The sequence below is a fragment of the Gilvimarinus polysaccharolyticus genome (assembly GCF_001187555.1).
GTDB lineage: Bacteria > Pseudomonadota > Gammaproteobacteria > Pseudomonadales > Cellvibrionaceae > Gilvimarinus > Gilvimarinus polysaccharolyticus.
In genome coordinates, this window is the sequence record NZ_LFIJ01000002.1 from 879,311 (window position 1) to 903,023 (window position 23,713).

The window sequence follows — 23,713 nt, forward strand, 5'->3', positions numbered from 1 at the left end:
GGATTGCGTTGTTAACCATTGAGGCACTGAGCCACCGGCTTTCGTCTTATTTGGAACCCTCACAAATTGATCAGGTTAAGCGTGCCTATTATTATGCCGAGCAAGCGCATGACGGGCAGATGCGCCGCTCGGGTGAAGCTTATATTACTCACCCGTTAGCGGTTGCAGCCATCCTTAGTGGTATGCACATGGACCATCAAAGTTTGATGGCTGCCATGCTGCACGATGTTATTGAAGATACCGGCATTGCGAAAAAAGCCATCGCTAAGCAATTTGGCGATACCGTGGCCGAGCTGGTTGATGGCGTTAGCAAGCTCACCCAGATCGAGTTTGAATCACAAGCCGAAAAACAAGCCGAAAACTTTCAAAAAATGGCACTGGCCATGGCCGATGACCTGCGGGTTATTTTGGTTAAGCTGGCTGACCGTTTGCACAATATGCGTACCTTGGGCGCTATGCCGCCGCATAAAAAACGCCGTATCGCGAAAGAAACCTTAGAAATTTACGCCCCTATTGCCCATCGTTTGGGGATGAACGACTTGCGCCTGGAGCTTGAGGATCGCGGTTTTTACTCTATGTATCCACTGCGCGCAACGCGTATGCAGGCAGCACTGAAAACCGCACGCGGTAACCGTAAAGAGTTGGTCGAACAAATTCAGGCGGCCATCGAAAAGCGTTTAGGGCGTGAAATGGTAAACGCGGTGGTGATTGGCCGTGAAAAACATCTTTACAGCATTTACCAGAAAATGCGGCAAAAAAAGAAGTTTTTTAAAGAAATTATGGACGTTTACGCGTTCCGCATTATTGTTGACAGTGTCGATGCCTGTTATCGTACGTTGGGCGTAGTACACAACCAATACAAGCCGGTTGCCGGCGAGTTTAAAGATTATATCGCTATTCCTAAGGCCAACGGCTATCAGTCGTTGCACACTGTGTTGGTCGGTATGCATGGTGTGCCCATCGAGGTGCAGATCCGCACCAAGGAGATGGATGAAATGGCGAACACTGGCATCGCCGCCCACTTCTTGTATAAGTCGAGTGGTGGTGATGCCTTAAACAGCAGCCATAACCGTGCCCGTCAGTGGGTGCAAGGCTTGCTCGAGATGCAGCGCCGGGCCGGCGATTCGCTAGAGTTTATCGAAAACGTCAAGATCGATCTGTTTCCTGATGAAGTCTACGTGTTTACCCCTAAGGGTAAGATCATTGAGCTGCCACACGGTGCGACTGCCGTTGATTTTGCTTACACAGTGCACACAGATATCGGTAATTCTTGTGTCGCCTGTCGTATCAATGGCCGTTTAGCGCCATTATCGCAACCGCTGCAAAGTGGTCAAAAAATTACGATTATTACCGCCTCTGGTGCCCAGCCAAACCCCAATTGGCTTAACTTTGCGATCTCGGGCAAAGCGCGCAGTGCGATTCGTCATTACCTTAAGCATCAGCGCCATCACCACTCGGTAGCCTTAGGTAAGCGGATGCTGGGCCGCGCGTTAGCCGATATCGATTTGGATCTTGATCATTTAAGTGAAGAGCATAAGGGTAAATTACTGAGCGCTACCGGGCTCGCATCGCTCGAAGCTTTGTACGAAGAGGTCGGTTTAGGCAATCGTATTGCTTATGCGGTTGCCAAGTTATTGCACGCCGATGCCGATGTCGCCCCGCGTGGTGGGAGTATTTATTCACCATTAACGATTGATAGCTCAGATGGCGTATTGATTACCTTTGCTCGTTGCTGTCGGCCCATTCCCGGCGACCCAATTATCGGTCATATTAGCTCGGGTAAGGGCTTGGTCATTCATCAGGACGGCTGTCATAACCTTGCAGATATTCGCGATAACCCAGAGAAGACAAGTCTGGTTAGTTGGGCTCCCACGGTAACGGGTGAGTTCTTAGTGGATATCCGGGTTGAGGTTGAATCTGAGCGCGGTATTATTGCCACGTTGGCGACACGTATTACCGAGCAAGGCGGCAATATTGAGAATATTCATGTCAATGAGCGCGATGCTCATAACAGCGTGATCAATTTGTGCATTGGTGTGCAAAATCGAGTTCACCTCGCTAATATTATGCGCCGAATCCGCAATATGAGTTTTGTGATTCGAATCCAGCGCTGTAAAAACTAACGTCTCTCGACCCTTTACTCTCGTCTGCTTGCGCGACTTGCGGGCGCGTGACGCTGTGTGGAAGTTCTATTGCTACTGGCGCGTGGCGCCGTGCGTCGCTCTATGGTGCGCGGCGAACCACTGTGCGCCGAGTTGTAGTTGTCGGGTGCGCGTTTCACCGCCGGGGTAACGCGACGGCTTGTTTGCGTATTGTTGTTAGCTTTTGGTGTGTCACGTACCGCCGGTGCCGACCGTACAGTAGGGTTAGCATCGCGCTTGATGGTGCGTTCGGGTTGCGCCCGTTGCTTGACACTGCCAGCAGCACGACTTTGGCCAGCCCCGTTAAGCCTGCTGTTGCGATTGCGTAACTGACGCGACACTTGTTCGCGCTGGCGGTCGCTAATTGTCCGGGCCGCCGGTTGAGAGTGCCAAGTTCTGCGTGGTTGTACGTTGCGGCGATGGGTATTATCTTGGCGCCAGTGCCGAGTATTACGTTGGTTGTAGCCATAGCGTTGATGTGAGCCGTAATAATACGGGCGATTAGCATTGATCACGACAGTACGGTTGGGCCAATAGAAGCCGCTAAAATAAAACCAATCGCCCACCGGTGCCGATATGCCCCAGTAAAAGCCACTGCGATAACGTGGCGGGTGGGCCCAATAAACGGGCGGATAGGCTGACCAACGCCATGCTCCATACACGACCCGAGTATCGTAATAGGGGATGTAAACCACCTCCCGTCGGGTTGGTTGTATTACTATTTGTTTTTCTTCCCGCACCACCGTTTGGTGTTCCATATCCTGCAAGCTACCGTTCGCCCACGCCTGTTGGCGCAGCACTTGTACGGCATCTAATGTACGTTCTTCATCGGCCAAAAATGCCTCACCTAAAGTCTGTGTCCAAGGCAGGTCATCGCTTAATCTGGCGAGTAAGTCAGGAAAGGCCAGTAGCGCTTTAACGCTTGGGTCCCAGGGTTCGTTATCGGCTAGATTTACCGCTTGTTCGCCACTTAACTCTTGGTGCTTTTTGGCCCAGCGGTCGGCTTGAACAACCTCTAGAGGGTAGGTCGAGGCAATGAGTATGTGCGTGAGAACCGTGTCTGGATATAGCGCAATGGGTGCTAATAATTGTTGCAGCTTTTCATCGCTAACGGCATTTTGCGCACAGGCAATGGATGAGAGCAGCAATAATGCTCCAGCTAGGGTGCGTTGCAAAATAGTTTTGATGGGCGTCATGGGGAGCCTCCGGGGCCAGACAATATAGACCCTAAATGTATGTAACCGAACTTGCAGTGTAACGCGGCTGACTTAATGTTGCCTGAACGCTTTAACAATTTTAGGCGGGCTTGGCGATTAACGTTTGCTTAACCATTGTGGCTTGTAAGGCGAGTACGGAAAGTGTCAGCTAATTTTCAGTTTGGCGGGCTGCCAAACGCTGCGTCTAAAACAGCTTTTTGATTGTAAAAGGCAGAGTGCTTATTAACCAAGTCGTTACTTTTGTCACGCCCGAGACGCCTCTTTAAGTATAAATTAAGCTAAGTTTACAGCCATATTTAGTAAATTCTTTAGTGCGTCTGTTTTTTCTTCGGTATAGCTTAAGTCATTGGAATTAAAGGATTTTATATGTCCCGCTTTAAGTAAGAAAAAGTGAGACACGTCATGTTATCGATAACCGTCAAAGTGGGACGACGATTTCACTGTGCTGCGCGATATTGGCTGGGGATAGGCCGACATACGTTGGCCAGCTATAAAAATAAATGTTTTGAGGATCAGCTCCATGGTGACTAAACACAAATTTAGAAGAAATCTTATAGCCTCGGCCGTGGCTTCGTGCACACTGGCTGGAATGGCAAATTTTGCTTACGCGCAAAACGACGATGAAATGCTAGAAGAGGTGATTGTTACCGGTATTCGTGCCAGTCTCGAGCGCTCGATGGATCTCAAACGCGATGCCAGTGGTGTTGTTGATGCGATTTCGGCCGAGGATATTGGTAAGTTTCCCGATACTAACCTGGCAGAATCACTGCAGCGTATTACCGGTGTATCGATTGACCGTCGCAACGGGGAAGGTTCTAAAGTCACCGTACGTGGTTTGGGCCCCGATTTTAACTTAGTGACCTTAAATGGTCGTCAAATGCCCGGCGCAACTATAGAGGACACCGTGGCCTCAGGCTCGCGCTCGTTTGATTTTGGCAATATAGCATCAGAGAGTGTCTCTGCTGTTGAGGTGTATAAAACCTCGCGGGCCGATGTGGCGCCAGGTGGTATGGGTGCGACCATTAATATTGTCACGCCTCGCCCTCTCGATAACGATGCGCGAGCCTCTATAGGCATTAAAGGTACGTACGATGAGTCCTCTGCCAATGCTGAGATGACTCCAGAAATATCCGGTATCTATTCAGACACTTTCAATGATGGCATGTTTGGTATTGCTGTAACGGGTAGCTACCAAGAGCGTAAGGGTGGATCGGCAACCGCTCAGATCGGGACGGGCTGGCGCTCATTCCCAGGCACTGTAGTACAGGATTGGAGCGAAGGTTCTGTAGCGGGTGTCGATAATGACTGGGGTGGTATTGATTTCAATGGCAATCACCAGAACCAGCCTGCGGCTGAAGATGTGTACTCTACTCCTCAGCAAATGGGTTATGTTTTTACCGAGTTTGAGCGCAAGCGCACCAACGGTCAGCTGACCTTGCAGTTTGCCCCTACAGATGATTTAACCGCCACTTTGGACTATACCTATAGTGAGAATGAGATAGCTTCTAACTATAACGATATCGGTGGTTGGTTTAACTTTGGTGGTCAAAGCACCATCTTTAGTGATGCTGAATCGCCCGGCGTACAAACACCTCTGCTGTACTCAGAAGATATGACCGGGGCTGACTTGCCAATGGGCGTTGGTGAGCAGGCGGTATCCTACGAAAATGACTCTATCGGCTTTAATGTTGAGTGGAAGCCCATAGATCCACTGACTTTAAGCTTTGATATGCACAGCTCTACCGCTGAGGCTAAGCCAGGTAACGAGTTTGGTAACAGTGTGGGTATTGCTGTTTCTGCCTATGTGCGTGATCGTTCGACGGTCAATGTTAAAGGCGAAATGCCGGTATTGGTGTTGGATATTCTTGATGGTGCTGGAGGTTCAAGTTTGCGTCCAGAAGATCTTCAGGTATCTGGTAGCTACTTCCGCAATAGCCAGATGAAACAAGATATTGATCAAATTCAGATCGACGGTGAGTGGGAATTTAACGAATCACTGAGCATGCAATTTGGTATTGCACGTACCGAGAGTGATTACGAGTCAGCTTTCTCTAATGTTCAGCGTGAAAGCTGGGGTGGTTTAGGTGAAGCCGGTGATATGCCGTCTGACTGGTTTACCCCTGAGACAATTCTCGATCGTTTTAACGGCAACTACGGTGATACCACCGCCGATGAAATTGCCTTTTTGGGCGGCACTAATACTACCCCATTGAATGAACGCTTCTCTTTTGATTTTCATCAAATCAAAGACTTTGCCGCGGCCAATTATGATGATGGTGCCGGTACCGGCAGCTGTGCTGACGGTTCTACTTGGTATTGCGCTAAAGCACCGGATCAAATCAATAACGTCACTGAGACAACTGAATCCGCTTACGTGCAGGTTAACTTTGATACTGAAATCGCGAATATGCCGTTTGGTTTAAATGCGGGTTTACGTTATGAGTCGACCGAAGTTGAAACACCGGCCACCGCCCAAGGCTATGGTCCGATCAAGTGGGTTTCGGCTAACGAGTTCTCTATGCCCATGGTTGGCGACCCCGTTGCAGTAACCGATTCAGGTGAGTATGACTTTTTATTGCCCTCACTGGATATGAAGTTAGAAGTGGTTGAAGACGTAGTATTACGTGCATCGTACGGCCAAAGTATTGCTCGTCCAAGTTGGTTGGATGTGCGCGGTGGCACCAGCTATAGCGATGCGCCACGCATTAATGGTGCAACGGCAGGCCGAGGTTCACCAGGGTTGGAGCCATACAAGGCGGACAACATTGATTTGTCGGTTGAATGGTATTACGGCGACGCCAGCTATGTATCGGCAGGTTACTTCACCAAAGAAGTCGAAAACTTTATTGGCACGCGTGTTGTGACAGAGGAAGGACCGTTAGAGAATACGCCACACCCAGCAATGGGCAAGCGCTACAATGAAGCGGTGGCCGCAGTGGGCCGAGGTGTCGAGGATATTCGCGAGTATATTTACGCAAACTATGCTGACCCAGAAACTGCCTACATTGATGGCAGTGGCAATATTGTTATTGTGGGCATTCCCGGTGAAGATCCGAATACTCCGGTAGACATTACGGAGGTCGCCAACTCTGACAAGGTGGTTACCATCGACGGTTGGGAGCTGGCGGTTCAGCACAACTTTTGGGACACCGGCTTTGGTGTGATTGCTAACTACACCATCGTTGATGTGGATACCTCGTTCGATAACATGGTTCTTACAGAGTCACAGTTCTCTATTACTGGGGTAAGTGATACAGCCAACTTTATTGCGTTTTATGAAAAACACGGTTTTCAAGCTCGAGTAGCTTATAACTGGCGTGATTCGTTCTTGGCTTCAGGTGCGTCAGGTACGGGTAACAACCCTATTTACGTGGATGAGTATAGTCAGGTAGATGCTAATATTAGTTATGAGTTGACCGACAACTTATCTATATTCTTAGAGGGTTTGAACCTAACCGAGGAAAATGGACTCAACTATGGTCGTTCTACGGACCAAGTGTTGGGTTATTATGAAGGCTACGCACGCTACAATATTGGCGCGCGCTATACCTTTTAAGTTAATGTAAAGTTTTGGCCGAAAGGTTAATGCAACGCAGTACTGGGAAGGCCGCTAACCTGTTAGCGGCTTTTCTTGCTTGTGGTTTATGTTTGTTGCAGTAAGCCATCTGGTAATAGTTGTACGCCGCTATCGACTACGGTTTTTGTTTTAGGTCTGTAAGGTACAATTATTACCAGATTGCTATTAAAAATTATAAATAAGGAGCCATCATGGCCAATAACGTCTTGCTGAATTCTGAAAAATATAGAGCTTTAAAAGTCAAAACAGGTTATTCAGGTAGCTTGGGTGACAATGTTATGTGGGCACCTACATATCCAGCTGAATTTCGGAGTGTGCAAGCCGATTACCCTATTTTATTCCATAAAGATGCTAGCACAGGTGGTTTTTTTCCAGTGGCGCTATTTGGTTTAGAGCAAGGAGAAAACTTGTTTCTTGCAGAGGGGGACGTATGGAACGCCACCTATGTGCCCTTAATAATACAGCGTATTCCTTTCTCTATTGGTTTATATGGCGAAGAAAAAAAGCGTTTAATCAATATTGATCTTGATCATCCTAAAGTGAGTGAAACTGATGGCGTAAGGCTATTTGAGGAGCACGGTGCTCCGACAGAATATCTAGAGCGTATCTCGGGAATGCTTGAAGCTATCCATGTGTGGAATGACCACAATAAAAAATTTACAGAAATGTTGCATGACTTTGACTTGCTTGAGCCGGTAACCATTGATATGACCTTAGATAATGGCACACAAGGTCAGTTGATGGGTTTTTATACGATACATGAAGATAAGCTAAAAACGCTCGATTCAGAAAAGCTTAAAGAGTTACATAAAAAAGAATTCTTAGAGCCAATCTATATGGTGCTTGCATCACTCATTAATATACAAAAGTTAATCGAGCGTAAATCAAAACGCGCTCGATAACCTAGTTGATATAGATCGTTTTAAACGGAGCTAATTGTTTTTGCACTCTTTTAGTCACAGCTTAACAATCAAGAGTAGCGTTTACCCGAGATATTAATGTAGGCCATATGTCAGATAACATAAATAAAGTTGTCATTCTTGGTGGCGGTACAGCAGGCTGGATAACCGCTGGTTTATTGGCGGCAATGCATGATTCTGAAGGGGACTCTGGAGTTGAGGTTGTCGTAATTGAGTCGCCAGATGTTTCCCCGATAGGAGTGGGTGAGGGCACTTGGCCATCGATGCGTGACACGCTAAAAAAAATAGGTGTTAGCGAGTCAGAATTTATCAGCTCTTGTAATGTTAGTTTTAAGCAAGGATCAAAATTTATAGATTGGAGCTATGGCCAAGGCGAGAGTTATTACCATCCGTTCACCCCTCCCAGTGAATATGGAGCCTTTAATTTGGCGCCCTATTGGTTGCAGAATAAAAATCATAAAAGTTTTTCCGAGACAGTGTGTGCTCAACCAGCGATTTGTGAAAGAGGTCTAGCCCCAAAGCAGATAGTCACGCCAGAATACGCTTATGTTGTTAACTATGGCTATCATTTAGATTCTTCCAAGTTCTCTAAATTCTTGCGTAATCATTGTGTTAATAAGCTTGGCGTTGGGCATAAAATTGCAAATGTTACTCATGTTGTTACTGCGGATGATGGTTATATAAATGCACTTGGATTGGATTCAGAGGGCCCAGTAGAGGGGGATTTATTTGTTGATTGTAGTGGCTTTAAGTCTTTACTTCTAGGGCAACACTATGGAGTTGAAAATAACAGTTTAAGTTCGGTGCTTATTAATGATCGAGCGTTAGCGACACAGGTCGTTCACGAAGAGGTCGATGCCGAAATTTCCTCCTGCACACTGGGGACGGCGCAAAAATCTGGCTGGATTTGGGATATCGCACTGCCTAATCGTCGTGGTATTGGCTATGTATATTCAAGCTCGCATGCAAGCTCAGCTGGTGCAGAGGCCACCGCGAAGCGCTATATTTTAAATGATAAAAGTAAGGATTTTGTCGATCAACTTGAGTTTCGGCATATAAAGTTTAATCCCGGTTACCGAAAATGTTTTTGGTACAAGAACTGTCTTGCTATAGGGTTGTCGGCAGGATTTATCGAGCCGTTAGAGGCAACCGCATTAGTATTAGTTGAAAACTCGGCGCAAATGTTGGCCAATGAGATGCCTCGTAATCGTACAGTTATGAGTGTGGTGGCACGAAGATTTAATCAACGTTTCACCCAGCATTGGGAAAAAATCACCGATTTTTTAAAGTTACATTACGTGTTAAGTCGGCGAGATGACAGTGATTACTGGAAAGATCATAGATGTAAAGATTCAGTGCCTGACTCGCTGTCAGACCTGCTGATACTGTGGGGCGCCAGATCGCCTTGGGTTTATGATGAAAGTGCAAGGGCCGAGTTGTTTCCCTCGGCCAGTTTTCAGTATGTACTTTATGGCATGCGTCCGGATGATGCTAGTCAACTCATGCTGGGAAATTATTGTTCCGATAAGGCTGGTTATGCTGAGGAAATTTTTATTAAGAACCAACTAAGAGTTAATAAGCTTATTGGTGGCCTGCAAAGCAATCGTGAGCTTCTTGAAAAAATTAAAAATGTAGGTTTGTCTCGTATTTAGTTAACTATTCTAAGGGCGTAATGATGAATAATAAAATTAAAAAAGTGGTTATTGCCGGTGGTGGTACTGCTGGCTGGATGGCTGCGGCGCTCTTATCAAAGACAATGGGGCGAACACTCGATATTGTTTTAATAGAGTCTGACGATATTCCTACCGTAGGAGTAGGCGAGGCAACAATCCCTCCGTTATTAACTTTTCATAATATTCTAGGGCTTGATGAGCGAGAGTTTATCTCTGAGGTTTCCGGTACTTTTAAGGTGGGGATTTCTTTTGAGGGTTGGCGTCAAAAAGGACATAAATATCTTCATTCTTTTGGTTACGCAGGAAAAGACTGTTGGGCCTGTAGTTTTGTTCATTTTTGGTTGTCAGGAAAAAAACGAGGTATCGATTACCCCTATGGTGATTATTGCGCTGAGATATTGGCAGCGCAGGAAGGTAAGTTTGCAGTTTTACCTAAAGGCGGTATGAATTACGCCTATCACATGGACGCGGGAAAGTACGCAAAATATTTACGTCGCTTTAGCGAAGGTTTTGGCGTAACACGTCAAGAAGGAAAAATTGTAAAAGTAAACTTAAAATCTGACTCAGGTGATATTGGCTCATTAACTCTAGCTTCAGGGGAGGTGGTTGATGGCGACTTTTTTATCGATTGCACAGGATTTAGAGCACTATTGATAGAGGGCGCGTTAAATACCGGCTTTGAGGATTGGTCGCATTGGTTGCCGTGTGATCGCGCCATGGCGGTACAAACAGAGTCGCAGGGTGATCCGGTTCCTTATACTCGTTCAATCGCTCATGATTATGGTTGGCAGTGGCGCATTCCGTTGCAAACTCGTGTCGGTAATGGCTTAGTTTATAGCAGTAAATATTTAGATGATGATTCTGCTAAAAAATTATTATTGGGAAATGTTTCTGGAAAAACACTTAATGATATAAAGCCAATTAAATTTAGAACAGGTACACGACGTAAGCACTGGAATAAAAATTGTTTGGCGCTGGGGTTGGCAAGTGGTTTTTTAGAGCCACTTGAATCTACTAGTATTCATATGGTCCAAAGAAGTTTAATACGATTTATGCAGCTTTTTCCTTCGCAGGGTGTGCAGCAGTCGGATGTTGAAGAGTTTAATCGGCAAAACTCTTATGAGGTTGCTCGTACACGGGATTTTATTATTTTACATTATAAAGTTACCGAACGAGATGATACTGATTTTTGGCGTTATTGTAAAAATATGAATATTCCAGAAACACTGCAACAAAAGATAGATTTATTTAGTGATACAGGAAAGGTATTTAAAATCAATAATGAGCTGTTTGGTGAGGAGTCTTGGATGCAGGTTATGATGGGGCAAGGGATAATGCCAAAATCGCATCACTCAATAGCGGATGTTATGACGGATCAAGAGTTAAATGATTTTCTTTTCTCGCTCAGAAAAACTACTAGAAACAATGTGGATAAATTACCTACACATCAAGAGTTTTTGAATTTTTATAGTAAATAAATAACTATATAAAATAATTTCTATATTTAATTATATGATGGAGGGCGTATTTTTGGATTTGCCTGACTTTGGGGGTTCGGTTCTATACGTTGGTGAGGAGTGTACACCCGTTATCATATTTGATGATTTTTTTTGGTCCGCAGATAAATTGTCACATATGGCTCCAGCGGAGCATGAATTTTCAGCGCCTCCAAAAGGAGGCTACCCAGGAATTAGGGCAGCATTGCCTGAAAGTTATATCGATGAGGTGTTGCGATATATTAACCCAACCTTACGTCAAGTCTATGAAATTCCTGATGAGGTTCAGTGCTGTGGTCAATATGGGGTTTATTCTTTAGTGTGTACACCAGAAAAAAATCTCTCCGTTTTTCAGTGTGTACCTCATACCGATACCCGGCGTCAGTATTATTTTGCGATATTACATTATCTTTCTTCTGACGATCATGGTGGTACAGGTTTTTATCGACATGTTCCCACCGGTTTTGAGCGTATTTCAGAAGACCGATACTCTGAGTTTATGTCAACAGCAAAATCACATATTGATAAGTGCGGTTTGCCGCCCATTAAGTATCTTACCTCTGGCGATAACCATTTTGAGTTGATTCACACGGTGGCTTATAAAAAAGGACGTTTGTTGGTATATCCCGGTAATTTACTGCATTCAGGCCTAATCAACAACGAAGCGGATATTAACTCTAACCCAGAAACTGGTCGATTAACGGCAAATATTTTCATTGATCATAAATAGTTAGGAGAAAACTTTTAGTTAATTTGTATTTCTATCGACAAATCTAATATATATAAAATTATAACAATAATATCGAGTAAACCTATGAGTGATCGTATATTTAATATCCACGACATATTTTTGATAGTCGCCATACTAGAGGCGCTATTAATTGCTTCATATCGATGGGCCCAGCCTAGCTCTGGTAGGCGTAATAGTTACTTGTTAATAGCGTTTCTTGTTGTGGTTGTTACCGATATGGCTACTAACCTTATTATGTGGAATGAGTACTTTCCTGTCCCTCAGGTTGTTCGTGATCGGATTTTGCCCGTGGCGTTTTGTTTAAGTCATTTTGCTCGTGGGCCATTATTTTATTTTTATGTTCGATCTTTACTGTACAAAAGCGTTCCTTTTCGGCCTGTTCATTTGATTCATATGCTGCCTGCGGTTGTGGCCGTTGTTGTAGTTTTGGCAACGAACTTAATGGCTTCTGACTTACAGCAACGTTTGGGTGGTACAACCATTAGTACCTTGGCGAGTTTCTTATGGTATTCCTCTAGTGCACTTTCTGTAGCCTATGTTGTTTGGTCAATTACTACACTGTACCTTTATATGCATCGAGCAAAACAACATATGTCAGATTTTTCAGGTTCTGAAGTCATTTTGATGGTTGTGCTTAGCTCATGTTTTATAATCAGTTGGGGTTGGTCTATCGTTGTAGTGATTAGTGCGGATTTAGTTGGAGGTGTGTTTGCCGATGCCGTGGGAACATCACATAATTTTATTCGCTTCGCTTTAATGAATGCGCTTATATTTTTTATTCTTATTTATACCGGACGTTTGGTTAGTTTAGAGCCGGAAGCGCCGACCCAAGAAGATCACGTGGCAACTGATAGCGTATTGCAAGCGATACAGCAAGGTATTAATACCAAACAGCTCCATTTACAACCGAGTATCAATATTGATCAATTTTCTGAAAACATAGGATTACCCGTTCGTGTCGTCTCTCATGCGATTAATAGACATTTAGGGACTCGATTTTTTGAACTTATCAATTCGCATCGTATTGAAGAGGCAAAACGCTTGTTGGCAGACCCAACGGCTAATGACATGACTATTTTGGATGTGTTATTAGCATCAGGTTTCAATAATAAGTCATCTTTCCATCGGTTTTTTAATCGTTTGGTAGGAACTTCTCCAAGTGATTTTCGCCGTTGCGCACAGCGTGCTACCGCCAAGTAAACTCAATTTTTTAGTTTGCCTGTCTATGTGTACGGGTATCGTCAAGCCCTCCGCTTGCCAAGGAGATTTTATTTGAAGCTATTCTCCAGCTATTGCTTATGAGCTGTTGAATACAAGGGAGTCCCACTTTTACGATAAAAGTGGTTAGGTTGCCGCGAGTAACGGGCTGCGTATGTATTGCTGGGAAAGCAAGGTTCCCATGTTGATGATTTTTTAAAGGTGGGACGAAAGTGTTGCAGTGGGGTGTCAATCTAGAGGGGTACGAGTAAAAGGGCAGCCGGTATTCCGGTTTTTACTCGTATTCGGCCGGCGGCAAGTCAGGTGGTCTCCGGTATGAGATTTGGCTATATGCGAATATTCCAAGCTCTCTTCATGTGATTGCCCCTTCTTTGGAGGGGCCTTTTTAATTCCCTCTCTGTTTACCCCCTTTTGCTCTGATACTTGTGTCTAGGATATCCGTATTTTTATCATCTTTTTTGATAAAAATATCGCCCGAACTATGGCGTAGGGTGAAAACTCGACAACGCTTTATGTTTGCGAGTTAGAGTAGATAAACGCAGGTTGAAGCGTTACCGGCCCTGTTGCTAGCTGGCTTTGCTGTCTTGAGTGGCTTGTTTGCGGTACTCGGACGGTGACATGCCAACGAGGCGCTTAAAGAAGCGATGAAATGCCGACTTACTGTTAAAGCCTGCTTGTAGCAGGATGTCTAAGATCGTCATGTCCTTGAGGCTGGGGTCTGCCAGTAATCGTTTCGCTTCGTTGACTCGATAAGAATTCATAAACTCAAAAAAGTTAGTGCCAAAGTGTTTGTTGATCACGCCGGATACGTCTCGTACTGGAAGGTCAATCCGGGTCGAAAATTCCTCTATGTTTAGGTTTTGCTCTAAAAATAGCTTTTGATCTGCCATCCCCGATTTAACTTTCTGGATGGCACTTTCGTCGGGCCGATCATCGATGGGGACTTTAATGGTCTCGGCAGGCTTTGTGGTTTGTACGCTGTGGGCATAGGCTAGGCTGTAGGTAAACAAGCCGTTAATCAATATAAAAATAAAATAGTTTTCCGATATCCCGAGCCAATCAGAGAGCTTAGGGGGTAAAAACTGCGCACTGATATGTACAAAAATTGAAAATGCCCAGCTGAAGGTGAAGCTGATAGTGAGTATAGATAGCCAGCTTGGTTCGCTTGCAGGAATCGACGAATACTGTTCCTTTAGTTTGCTGTAATAACGGCTAATTATGTAAACCGCCGCGATACCATAAATGAACGGCATGATCTTGGACGTGTGCCACAGATAATTGACAATTTGTTGCGACGTTGCTGTGGCTGTAGCGCTACGCCAGCGTATGTCATCACTGTCGATGGAGAAAAAAGCTAAACACAGCCAGGCGGCGGCTATGGGAGCCAGATGGGCTAGATACTTTCGTTTCAACGAGAATGAGTGCTGGGTTAGCGATAATACATAAAAAAACAATATTGGCCCTTTGGCTAATACGGCAAAAAATAGTAGGTACGGAACAATATGTGAATCAAAAAATGTACCGATATGAACAGCGTCGTTCCACAGTACTAAAATGCACATAGATTGAGCGCTGGTGATCAGTAAAAAACTAATAAGCAGGGTGCTGGCTAAGTGTTTAGTGGTGACAGGCAGTGCCCACTGAAATAGTGCTAGCAGTACACACACGGTCATCGTCATTAACAGCACGACGTCGTGAATATTAAAAATATAAGTATCCATGCTGTGGGCGGCTTTTTTTAATGAGTGTGATGTCTGGTGGCGAGCTATTTTTTATAATTGGCATAGTATATGTGAACTGGCGATGATCGCAACGGCTATTGCGCGGCATGCCCCTGCATTAAGACTATGTCCACTTATAGTGTGATTAATACAACATTTGTAGCTGTGCGATGTGGCATAAAGTAGCTTACGCCCGCGACTCTAAACAATCGCTGTGTATTAGAGCAAAACGCTTGTGCCCGAAATTATTTACTGAAGCCATGGCTGTGCTGCGAACGAGCAATATGGCAACACTCCACCTTTATAAACTGTGGCGGGTATTATAGCTTTTTTAAGTTTAGCTCTAGGTAACTGATCAGACGCTGCACCTTGGGCGACAGGCGTCGATTGGGAGGATAAAGCGCCCAAATCCCCTCTCGCGCCGGTGCGTAGCGGTGCAGCAGCTCTATTAATTGCCCGGTAGCCAGGGCCTGTTGTAGATAATAATCGGGCAGTTGCACGACTCCCAAGCCATTGCGGGCGGCGTCTCGCAGAGCGGGGCCGTTGTTGCAGCGCAAGTTCCCTTTGACTGGTACCGTAAAAGCTCGGCCAGCTTCGCTAAAGCGCCAAACATCTAAGGTGCCCAGCAGGCAGTTGTGTGTGCTTAGCTCGGCGGGTGTGTGTGGTTGGCCGTGTTGGGCTAAGTACTCGGGTGAAGCACACACAATCGGTTGGCGTTCGGCCAGCTTTTTGGCAATCAGTTGTTCGTTCTTGAGCGGCCCGAGGCGTATTGCCAGATCTATACTCTCGTCGATTAAGTCTAAGCGTTGATTACTCAAATTAAGATCAATGGTAAGTCCTGGATGAGCTTGCGCAAAAGCGCTGACCAGTGGGGCGACATACTTCTCGCCAAACGACACAGGTGCGGTTACCCGTAAGTGACCGGTAGGTGTGTGCTGCAAATTGGCTAATTCACTGTCTGCAGCGGTTAAAGCATCCAAAATTTGCCGACAGTGTTGGTAATAAATTCGCCCCTCTTCTGTAAGGCTTACTTTGCGTGTGGTGCGCTGCAGTAAGCTGGTTCCCATTCGTTGCTCACGAGCTTTAATCCGCCGGCTGACATGCGCCACAGAGCTGCCTAAGCGCTCGGCGGCACGGGTAAAACTGCCGGTTTCGGCGACAGCGATAAACTCGTTAATTCCTTCCCAGTCGGCCATAAGCGCTTCAATTGTTACCGTATGATAATAAAGTTTTGTGCATTATCATGATTATTAACTGTGAGTGGGTCAATACAATAACGAAAATCTTTTAAGGAGAACACTTATGATCAAATCTCGTGCAGCCGTGGCCTGGGGCCCCGGTAAACCTCTTAGCATTGAAGTTGTGGATGTTATGCCGCCACAGGCCGGCGAAGTCTTAATTCGTGTGGTTGCCAGTGGGGTCTGTCATACCGATGCGTTTACCTTGTCGGGCGATGACCCAGAGGGCAACTGGCCGGCCATTTTGGGTCACGAAGGTGGCGGTATTGTCGAACAAGTCGGCGAAGGTGTGACCAGCGTGCAGGTGGGGGACCATGTGATTCCACTCTATACCCCCGAGTGCGGCGAATGTAAGTTTTGTTTGTCGGGCAAAACTAACCTGTGTCAGCAAATACGTGAAACCCAAGGTAAAGGCTTAATGCCCGATGGCACTACCCGCTTTTATAAAGATGGTGAACCCATTTATCACTACATGGGTTGCTCGACCTTTTCGGAATATACCGTGCTGCCCGAGATCTCCTTGGCAAAAGTGAATAAATCGGCTCCGCTTGAAGAGGTGTGTTTGTTGGGCTGTGGTGTCACCACGGGCATGGGCGCGGTACTTAATACTGCCAAAGTTGCTAAAGGCGATACTGTGGCCATTTTTGGTTTAGGTGGTATTGGTCTGTCGGCTATTATCGGCGCCACTATGGCGGGTGCGGGACGCATTATTGCTATTGATCTTAATGAGCGAAAATTTGAGCTGGCAAAAAAGCTCGGAGCCACCGATTGCATCAACCCTAAAGATTACGATAAGCCGATCCAGGAGGTGATTGTCGAATTAACCGACGGCGGGGTAGATTATTCGTTTGAGTGTATTGGCAATGTGAATGTTATGCGCTCGGCACTTGAGTGTTGTCACAAAGGCTGGGGCGAGTCGGTGATTATAGGTGTCGCCGGTGCGGGACAAGAAATCAGCACTCGACCTTTTCAATTGGTTACCGGGCGCGTATGGCGCGGCACTGCATTTGGCGGCGTTAAAGGTCGTACTGAGTTGCCCGGAATCGTTGATGATTACCTCGCAGGAAAATTTAAGCTAGATGACTTTATTACCCATACCATGGGTTTAGAAGATATTAATAAGGCGTTTGATTTAATGCACTCAGGTGAGTCGATTCGCAGTGTGATTCACTTTAACAAGTAATAGGTGGTGTATGAATCTTGAGCTGTTAAACAGTAATAAAAGTTTTGGCGGTTGGCATAAACAATACCGACACGACTCATCGGTACTCAAGTGCTCGATGCGCTTCGCAATTTTTTTGCCGCCGATAACCTCTGATGGCGCGAAGGTGCCGGTGCTCTATTGGTTGTCGGGTTTAACTTGCAGTGATGAAAATTTTATGCAAAAAGCCGGTGCGTTTCGCGCTGCGGCTGAGCTAGGGATTGCTATTGTCGCTCCAGATACCAGTCCGCGCGGTGAGAACGTGGCAGATGATCCGGATGGTGCTTACGACCTTGGTTTGGGCGCGGGCTTTTATGTCAATGCAACACAAGCGCCGTGGGCGGAACATTATCAAATGTACGACTATGTGTTGCAGGAGTTGCCAGAGTTGATCGAGCAGTATTTCCCGGTAACCGCGCAGCGCTCTATTAGCGGTCACTCTATGGGCGGACATGGCGCGCTGATGTTGGCACTTAAAAACCCCGAGCGTTATCGCAGTGTTAGCGCCTTTAGTCCGATTGCCAATCCGGTGAATTGTCCCTGGGGGCAAAAAGCTTTTAAAGCGTATTTGGGTGAAAACCGCGATACATGGCAAGCATTTGATGCCAGTGAGCTAATGGCGCAAGGTGGTTCTTTGCCTGCACTGGTTGATCAGGGAGAGGCAGATGATTTTTTAACTGAGCAATTAAAGCCTGAGTCATTAACGGCGGCGGCAGATAAAAGCGGATACCCACTGACGCTTAGATTGCAGCCGGGTTATGATCATAGCTATTATTTTATTGCGAGCTTTATCGCCGATCATCTGCAGTTTCATGCGCAATACCTGCAGCACGAAAACGATCAGTCGGTATAGTATTGTCGCGAGCTGAACACTAGGTTATTCAATGGTGTCAAGTTCGGTGGGCAGTGGTCGAACGCAGTTTCGGCCACTGTCTTTGGCTTGATAAAGGGCTTGGTCAGCGCGTTTAATCCAATGGTTCCAAGTTTCTTTAGGTTGATGCTCAGCGCAACCGAACGAGGCCGTAAGTGATGGGGTTTGTTCAGTAAAGAACTTTTCGATTTCTAAGCGTAGGCTCTCGGCTACTCGAATAGCCCCGGCCATATCAGTTTTATGAAGCAGTAATAAAAATTCTTCTCCGCCATAGCGGTAGACTTCATCGTTGTTAGCTCGTAGTCTTCCGTGAATTATATTGGCCACCTTTTGTAGTACCACATCACCTTGATTGTGGCCGTAGGTGTCGTTGATCTCTTTAAAATTATCCAAATCGACTAAGACCACCGAGCCACTAAAAACAGCAGTTTGGTCAATAGTCTTTGTCTCTAGGTATTGGCTCAGCTTGCGACGATTACCTATTCCCGTGAGTGGATCTATAGTGGCTTGTTGTTGTAATTGTTGACGTTGATCTTCTGCCCTCCATGAAAACACCCAAGCGAAAATATTCACTAATAATAACGTGACCATTAGCTCAAAAAATTCTAAGGAATCTTTAAAGTGATTTGTGAGAGGGGTTAGCGCAGCGAGTGCGGCAAGGTTAATAATTCCAGCGTAGCGCGCCGGAAGAATAAAGAAATTGGCGATAGAGATTGGGTAGACCCAATAAATCAATGTGTTGGGTTGTAGGTGTACCATGATCACGCCGACTGAGGTATAAAATACAGATAAAATAATACTGGCTAACTTTATCCGGCCGGTGCGTAACGCCAGAATCAAAATTATGATCATCCCGACAACGATGCCGCTATCGAGGGCAGCAAGTAACCATTCATGCGACACGGCCCTGACTACAGCAAAAGGGGCAATTGCAATAATCGCACAGCTGCACAGGATGATAACCATGACGAGCTGAAAGTGTTCTCGAAGTATTTTATGCATTATAGAGAATGGTTGCCTCTAGGCGTTAATGAGCCGGGCTGATAACTCTGTAATAATAAAAACGCTTGGCGTATCAAGAAAGCGCCGAGTTATTGTTAGGTATTGAAAACCAGATACGGCTTGAATGAAAGGTTGGATTAGTTTAGCCGTACCACATACTCAACATAGCAACATGTTGTAAGTTTCGCAATATTTTCTGCCATTTTAATGCTGTTAATGGCCTAGTGATAATGAGTCGCAAAGAGCAGCAGAACTGCCCTTTGGTGATGATTAGGTTAAGCTCTAAGTAAGGCAGAGATTATGGGGTGATTTTGAAAATTACATTGATACGCTTGTTCAAGGTGATGGTTTGAGGGGCAAATAAATCAAACGAGCGGCCCCGGTCTGCAGTCATCGATAAAGCTCCGTATTTCTCGGCACTAACCCCAAAGCGCGCCATAACGTTGTCAAAACCGGCATCTTCAGTGATGGCGTAAACCGATTTGATTTTGGTGTCGAGTGCGGCGGCTAAATTATTGGCTCGTCCACGGGCATCTGCACCCGCCTTGGCCACCAACGAGGTCATTACCTCTTCGCGGTTAGAGACGTCGAAGCTAGCGTTTAGACCGGTAGTGTTGTCCATTCGCATAAGTTGATTCATGATCTTTTCGTAAGTATCTAGGCCGTTAATGGTTAAGGTAAAACGTTGCGTCACCTCGTAGCCGATGATCTCCATATTGCCATTCATGTTTTCGCGGTTGCGACGAACCTGCTTGTCGATGGCGTAAGATTCAATTTGTTCGTGGGTTAGATCATGCTCTTTTGCCAGCGTGACTACCTCGGCGCCGCGCTCGGCCACGGTATTCATAGCAAGTTCGGCGCTTTTGTTAAATTCCATAATCTGAAAGTTGACGGTTACAGTATCGGGTGCGACTTCGATCTCGGCTTCGCCCGTTACGGTAATAAATGGAAACTCGGGTATAGATTGTGCGGATGCCGTAAGGCTTAAAACCAGTAAAGCGGTGATGCTGAAGATGTGTTGTAGTCGTGTCATAACAAGCTCCTGTTTATCGTGTGGTTTGGACGCCGTTGTTGCGGGCGAGTTCCTGAGGTATAGGGCGGCGTTAGTGAGGCTTTTTATTGCCCCGGTGTGGGGACATTTTGATGCGACACCTGTTGCTCCGATATTTTATCGCGGGCTAATTCTAGTTCATTAGCATCGGCGGTAGGGCTGTTCTGCTCATGTTGTCGGCGCGGGGTATAGGCCAGCTCGGTGAACAGTGCAAAATGATCAGAACCAAAAGGTTTTAAACGCTGCATATTAATTAACGTGAAGTGGTCGGAATGAAACACATGATCCAGTGGCCAGCGCAGCAGCCGATACTTGGCGTGAAAGGTGTTAAACATTCCGCGGCCAATGCGCGGGTCGAGTAAACGGCTGATGCGCCGAAACGCTTTAGTGGTGCGCGACCAAGCCACATCGTTTAAATCGCCGGTGACGATTATCGGATCGCGGGCCCCCTCAAGACTGCGGGCGACCACCAGCAATTCGGCGTCGCGCTCCGATGACTCGCTGTTCTCTGTAGGGCTAGGAGGCGCGGGGTGTAAAAAATGGCAGCGAATGGTATCTCCCGAACGCAGCACCACTTGGGTATGCATTGAGGGTTTGTCATCTTCGACCAGAAACTCGATCTTGGCATCTTGCAGTGTTAGCTTTGAATACAGGTGCATCCCGTAAAGATTGTCTAAGGGGCATTTAAGTGAGTGCGGGTAATCGGCACTAAGAGAGTCGAGCTGATCTTGCCACCATTGATCGGACTCCAGTGTTACTAAAAGATCCGGCTTCAGGTGTCGAACTTGTTTCAGCAGGGCTTCGGCATTGCGATTGGGCGTGAGAACATTGGCTGTGACGATACTGATGGAGCGTTGCTGGTCTGGCTTGGTGCAGCTTTTCACCTCGCATTGATACAGTCGAGTGTAGGGCAGAATCCACCATAACTGGTAGCTAAGACAGGCCAGAGATACGACGAATAACATCAGTGCAACGGGGGTGTTAAAGTCCATAAACACGCAGAGGGCGAGTGTTAATAAAACCCACAGTACGGCAATCTGTAACCGTGGAAAATCGAGTACGCGCACCGGCCAAGCGGCGATACGTGCAAGTGGGACAAGTGTAAATAGTGTTAGCAGTGCGGTTAAAGAGACAAAAAAAGTGATCATGGTAGTTTCCTGTCGAGCCTAACGGCCGACTGTACCACAAGCCTAGATCTAAGCGTGTGTCGAAGTGTAGCTATAGAATCATTGTGATTGTTTTGGCGTCTTTGTATAACCGAAAGTAAAGATATTAAGGCTCGTTCAGTGTTGCTGCGCGCGGTTTATCTACGTTAGATGCCCCATTGCCCGTATTGCCAATCCCACATACACTCGATCTATTTGAAATCAGTGATTGATGATGGGTGAATGGCGATGAGTAAGGAGCGGGTCAATATCGTGGGCGGCGGCCCTAAAAAGGTGCTTTATACCTTAAGAACCATTAGTCGAATTGGTTTGTTGGATTCTGCTAAGGCCCTTAAAAGCCGCAATGCTTGTAAAGCCTGTGGCCTTGGTATGGGTGGCCAGCGCGGCGGTATGACCAACGAATTGGACGAGTTCCCCTCGGTTTGCAATAAAAGCATCCAGGCGCAATCGACTGATATTCAACCGCCAATTCCCAATGAATTATTTGATCACTCACTGACCGATTTTAACGAGCTGAACGATTACGAGCTAGAGCACTTGGGGCGGTTAGATACGCCGGTGTTTAAAGCGGCCGGTGAAGATCGCTACCGGCCGATATCGTGGGACGAGGCGATGACGTTGGCCGCCGATCGCTTTAAAGCAACGTCGCCTGAGCGCAGTTTCTTTTACTCCTCGGGGCGCTCCTCCAATGAGGCGGGCTTTGTCTTGCAGTTATTGGCGCGTTTGTACGGTACCAATAATGTGAATAACTGCTCTTATTATTGCCATCAGGCTACCGGTGTTGGCTTGGGCAATGTGCTTGGCAGTGGCACTGCAACTATCACCCTAGAAGATCTTGGCGGCGCCGACTTAGTGTTTGTGATTGGTGCCAATCCCGCCTCTAACCATCCGCGCTTTGTGCACCAACTTAAAAACTGTCGCGATCGCGGCGGCCAGGTGATTGTGATTAACCCTGCAAAAGAGCCGGGCCTTGTGCGCTTTGCCGTCCCTAAAAGTCCTAAGTCGATGCTGTCTGGTGGCACTTGGATCGCATCGCGCTATTTGCAGCCCAAAATTGGCTCCGACTTAGCCTTACTAAAAGGCATTGCCAAAGCACTGCTAGAAAGCGGCGCCATTAACGCCGATTTTATTGCGGCCCACACCGAAAACTTTACTGCCTACAAACAAGATATTGAGCAGACCCCTTGGAGTGTCATTACCTCGGCTAGCGGTTTAACTCAAGCCGATATTGCCGCCGTCGCCGATGACTACCGCCGTGCCGAACATGCGGTATTTGCCTGGGGCATGGGTATTACCCATCACTTAAACGGTGTGGATAATGTAGAGGCGATTGCCAATTTGGCGCTATTGCGTGGCATGTTAGGCAAGCCTTCGGCGGGTTTGTTGCCTCTGCGTGGGCACAGTAACGTACAAGGTATTGGCACCATCGGCGTAAAACCAATATTGGCCGCCGATGTGTTAGCTGCTATTGAACGCGAGTGGCAAGTAACGCTACCGGCCACTCGTGGTTTAGATACGTTGGCCTGTCTTGAGACCGCCGATGCCGGCGATATAGATTGTGCCTTGATGTTGGGCGGCAATTTATACGGCGCTACACCTAACGCAGAATTTGCCCGTCGTGCGCTTGATGCCGTGGGTTTTAAAGTGTATCTCACTACCACGCTTAATCGCGGACATGTGCGAGGCATGGAGCATAGTGAGGCGTTGATTTTACCGGTCGCGGCACGTGATGAAGAGCCAGAGCCCACTACCCAAGAGTCGATGTTTAATTATGTTCGACTCAGTGATGGCGGTATTAAGCGTCTGCGTAATGTGCGCTCGGAGGTGTCGATTCTGGCAGAGCTTGGCGAGCGCTTAATGCCCGATAGCTCGGTAAACTTTAAAGCTTTTGGTAAGCACAGCCATGTTCGTGCGGCTATTGCGGCCACTGTGCCTGGCATGCAAGAGCTGGTTGATATCGATCAAAGCTTGCAAGAATTTACCATTAGCGGCCGGATTCTGCACACCCCAACGTTTAACACAGCTAGCGGCAAAGCGGGTTTTAAAACTCATCAATTACCTCATGTGGATATTACAGAGTATCCGTATCACTTGGCCAGTATTCGCAGTGAAGGGCAGTTTAACTCTATTATCTATGAGCAATCGGACAGTTATCGTGGCACCACAACTCGTTGGTGTGTGCTAATAGGCAAAGAGGATTTAAAACGGCTTGAGCTTGCCCCCGGCGATTTAGTCTCGCTGGTGTCTGCCAGTGGGCGCATGGATTCATTAGTGGTTTACGAATTCGATTTACCCGCAGGCAGTTTATTAGCCTACTACCCCGAGGCGAATGTATTAATTGGCACTGAGCGCGATCCTCGCAGCCAAACGCCAGCGTTTAAGTCTGTACCGGTGCGTATTGAGCGGGTTAGTCAGTAACAATAGGTTAGGGTGGCTGTGCGCTTAAAGGTTATAACAGTATCGTGGGTGA

General features: G+C 46.6%; 16 protein-coding genes. 10 read left to right on the top strand and 6 right to left on the bottom strand.

The window, feature by feature from the left end; translation table 11 throughout:
* Positions 1 to 8: 8 nt before the first annotated feature.
* Entirely contained in the window at positions 9 to 2,123 is a 2,115-nt protein-coding gene (locus tag GILYN3_RS12450; RefSeq protein ID WP_049723287.1) for a RelA/SpoT family protein, read from the top strand.
* A gap of 14 nt (positions 2,124 to 2,137) precedes the next feature.
* Here GILYN3_RS12450 and GILYN3_RS12455 read toward each other — a convergent pair whose 3' ends face one another.
* Positions 2,138 to 3,337: a DUF3300 domain-containing protein gene (locus GILYN3_RS12455; RefSeq protein WP_049723288.1), complete on the bottom strand. Its 1,200-nt coding sequence runs from the start codon at positions 3,335 to 3,337 to the stop codon at positions 2,138 to 2,140.
* Positions 3,338 to 3,878: 541 nt separating this feature from the next.
* On the opposite strand from GILYN3_RS12455, the gene GILYN3_RS12460 reads away from it, so the two are divergent.
* The 6 genes from GILYN3_RS12460 to GILYN3_RS12485 all read left to right on the top strand — a co-directional run bounded on the left by GILYN3_RS12460 (position 3,879) and on the right by GILYN3_RS12485 (position 12,975).
* A complete protein-coding gene (locus GILYN3_RS12460; RefSeq protein ID WP_084005423.1) occupies positions 3,879 to 6,914 on the top strand; it encodes a TonB-dependent receptor in 3,036 nt (1,011 codons plus the stop codon).
* 212 nt (positions 6,915 to 7,126) lie between these two features.
* A complete protein-coding gene (locus tag GILYN3_RS12465) occupies positions 7,127 to 7,837 on the top strand; it encodes a SapC family protein (RefSeq protein WP_049723290.1) in 711 nt (236 codons plus the stop codon).
* 107 nt (positions 7,838 to 7,944) lie between these two features.
* Positions 7,945 to 9,507 carry a tryptophan halogenase family protein gene (locus tag GILYN3_RS12470; protein ID WP_049723291.1) on the top strand — a complete coding sequence of 521 codons (1,563 nt, stop codon included), beginning with the start codon at positions 7,945 to 7,947 and terminating at the stop codon, positions 9,505 to 9,507.
* 23 nt (positions 9,508 to 9,530) lie between these two features.
* On the top strand, positions 9,531 to 11,006 hold the full coding sequence (locus GILYN3_RS12475) for a tryptophan halogenase family protein (RefSeq protein WP_049723292.1): 1,476 nt from the start codon (positions 9,531 to 9,533) through the stop codon (positions 11,004 to 11,006).
* Between the two features lie 52 nt (positions 11,007 to 11,058).
* Positions 11,059 to 11,754: a DUF6445 family protein gene (locus GILYN3_RS12480; RefSeq protein ID WP_049723293.1), complete on the top strand. Its 696-nt coding sequence runs from the start codon at positions 11,059 to 11,061 to the stop codon at positions 11,752 to 11,754.
* 84 nt (positions 11,755 to 11,838) lie between these two features.
* Entirely contained in the window at positions 11,839 to 12,975 is a 1,137-nt protein-coding gene (locus GILYN3_RS12485) for an AraC family transcriptional regulator (RefSeq protein ID WP_084005426.1), read from the top strand.
* Between the two features lie 584 nt (positions 12,976 to 13,559).
* Here the strand turns inward: GILYN3_RS12485 and GILYN3_RS12490 are convergent.
* Positions 13,560 to 14,714 (bottom strand): helix-turn-helix domain-containing protein, encoded by a 1,155-nt coding sequence (locus GILYN3_RS12490; RefSeq protein ID WP_049723295.1) that lies wholly within the window; start codon positions 14,712 to 14,714, stop codon positions 13,560 to 13,562.
* Between the two features lie 320 nt (positions 14,715 to 15,034).
* Positions 15,035 to 15,910, bottom strand: a complete 876-nt coding sequence (locus tag GILYN3_RS12495) for a LysR substrate-binding domain-containing protein (RefSeq protein ID WP_049723296.1) — start codon at positions 15,908 to 15,910, stop codon at positions 15,035 to 15,037.
* A gap of 106 nt (positions 15,911 to 16,016) precedes the next feature.
* Between GILYN3_RS12495 and GILYN3_RS12500 the strand changes: the two genes are divergently transcribed.
* Complete coding sequence (locus GILYN3_RS12500; protein ID WP_049723297.1) at positions 16,017 to 17,135, top strand: S-(hydroxymethyl)glutathione dehydrogenase/class III alcohol dehydrogenase; 1,119 nt, start codon at positions 16,017 to 16,019, stop codon at positions 17,133 to 17,135.
* Between the two features lie 10 nt (positions 17,136 to 17,145).
* Positions 17,146 to 18,006: an S-formylglutathione hydrolase gene (fghA, locus tag GILYN3_RS12505; RefSeq protein ID WP_049723298.1), complete on the top strand. Its 861-nt coding sequence runs from the start codon at positions 17,146 to 17,148 to the stop codon at positions 18,004 to 18,006.
* Between the two features lie 24 nt (positions 18,007 to 18,030).
* On the opposite strand, the gene GILYN3_RS12510 is transcribed toward fghA, so the two are convergent.
* The 3 genes from GILYN3_RS12510 to GILYN3_RS12520 form a co-directional block, all read right to left on the bottom strand.
* A complete protein-coding gene (locus GILYN3_RS12510) occupies positions 18,031 to 18,876 on the bottom strand; it encodes a GGDEF domain-containing protein (RefSeq protein WP_198147354.1) in 846 nt (281 codons plus the stop codon).
* Between the two features lie 448 nt (positions 18,877 to 19,324).
* Complete coding sequence (locus GILYN3_RS12515; RefSeq protein ID WP_049723300.1) at positions 19,325 to 20,059, bottom strand: SIMPL domain-containing protein; 735 nt, start codon at positions 20,057 to 20,059, stop codon at positions 19,325 to 19,327.
* Positions 20,060 to 20,142: 83 nt separating this feature from the next.
* Positions 20,143 to 21,225, bottom strand: coding sequence for an endonuclease/exonuclease/phosphatase family protein (locus GILYN3_RS12520; RefSeq protein ID WP_049723301.1), 1,083 nt, complete (start codon positions 21,223 to 21,225; stop codon positions 20,143 to 20,145).
* A 246-nt stretch (positions 21,226 to 21,471) separates the two neighbouring features.
* Here GILYN3_RS12520 and GILYN3_RS12525 point away from each other — a divergent pair, with 246 nt between their 5' ends.
* Entirely contained in the window at positions 21,472 to 23,661 is a 2,190-nt protein-coding gene (locus tag GILYN3_RS12525) for an FdhF/YdeP family oxidoreductase (protein ID WP_049723302.1), read from the top strand.
* Positions 23,662 to 23,713 lie beyond the last annotated feature (52 nt).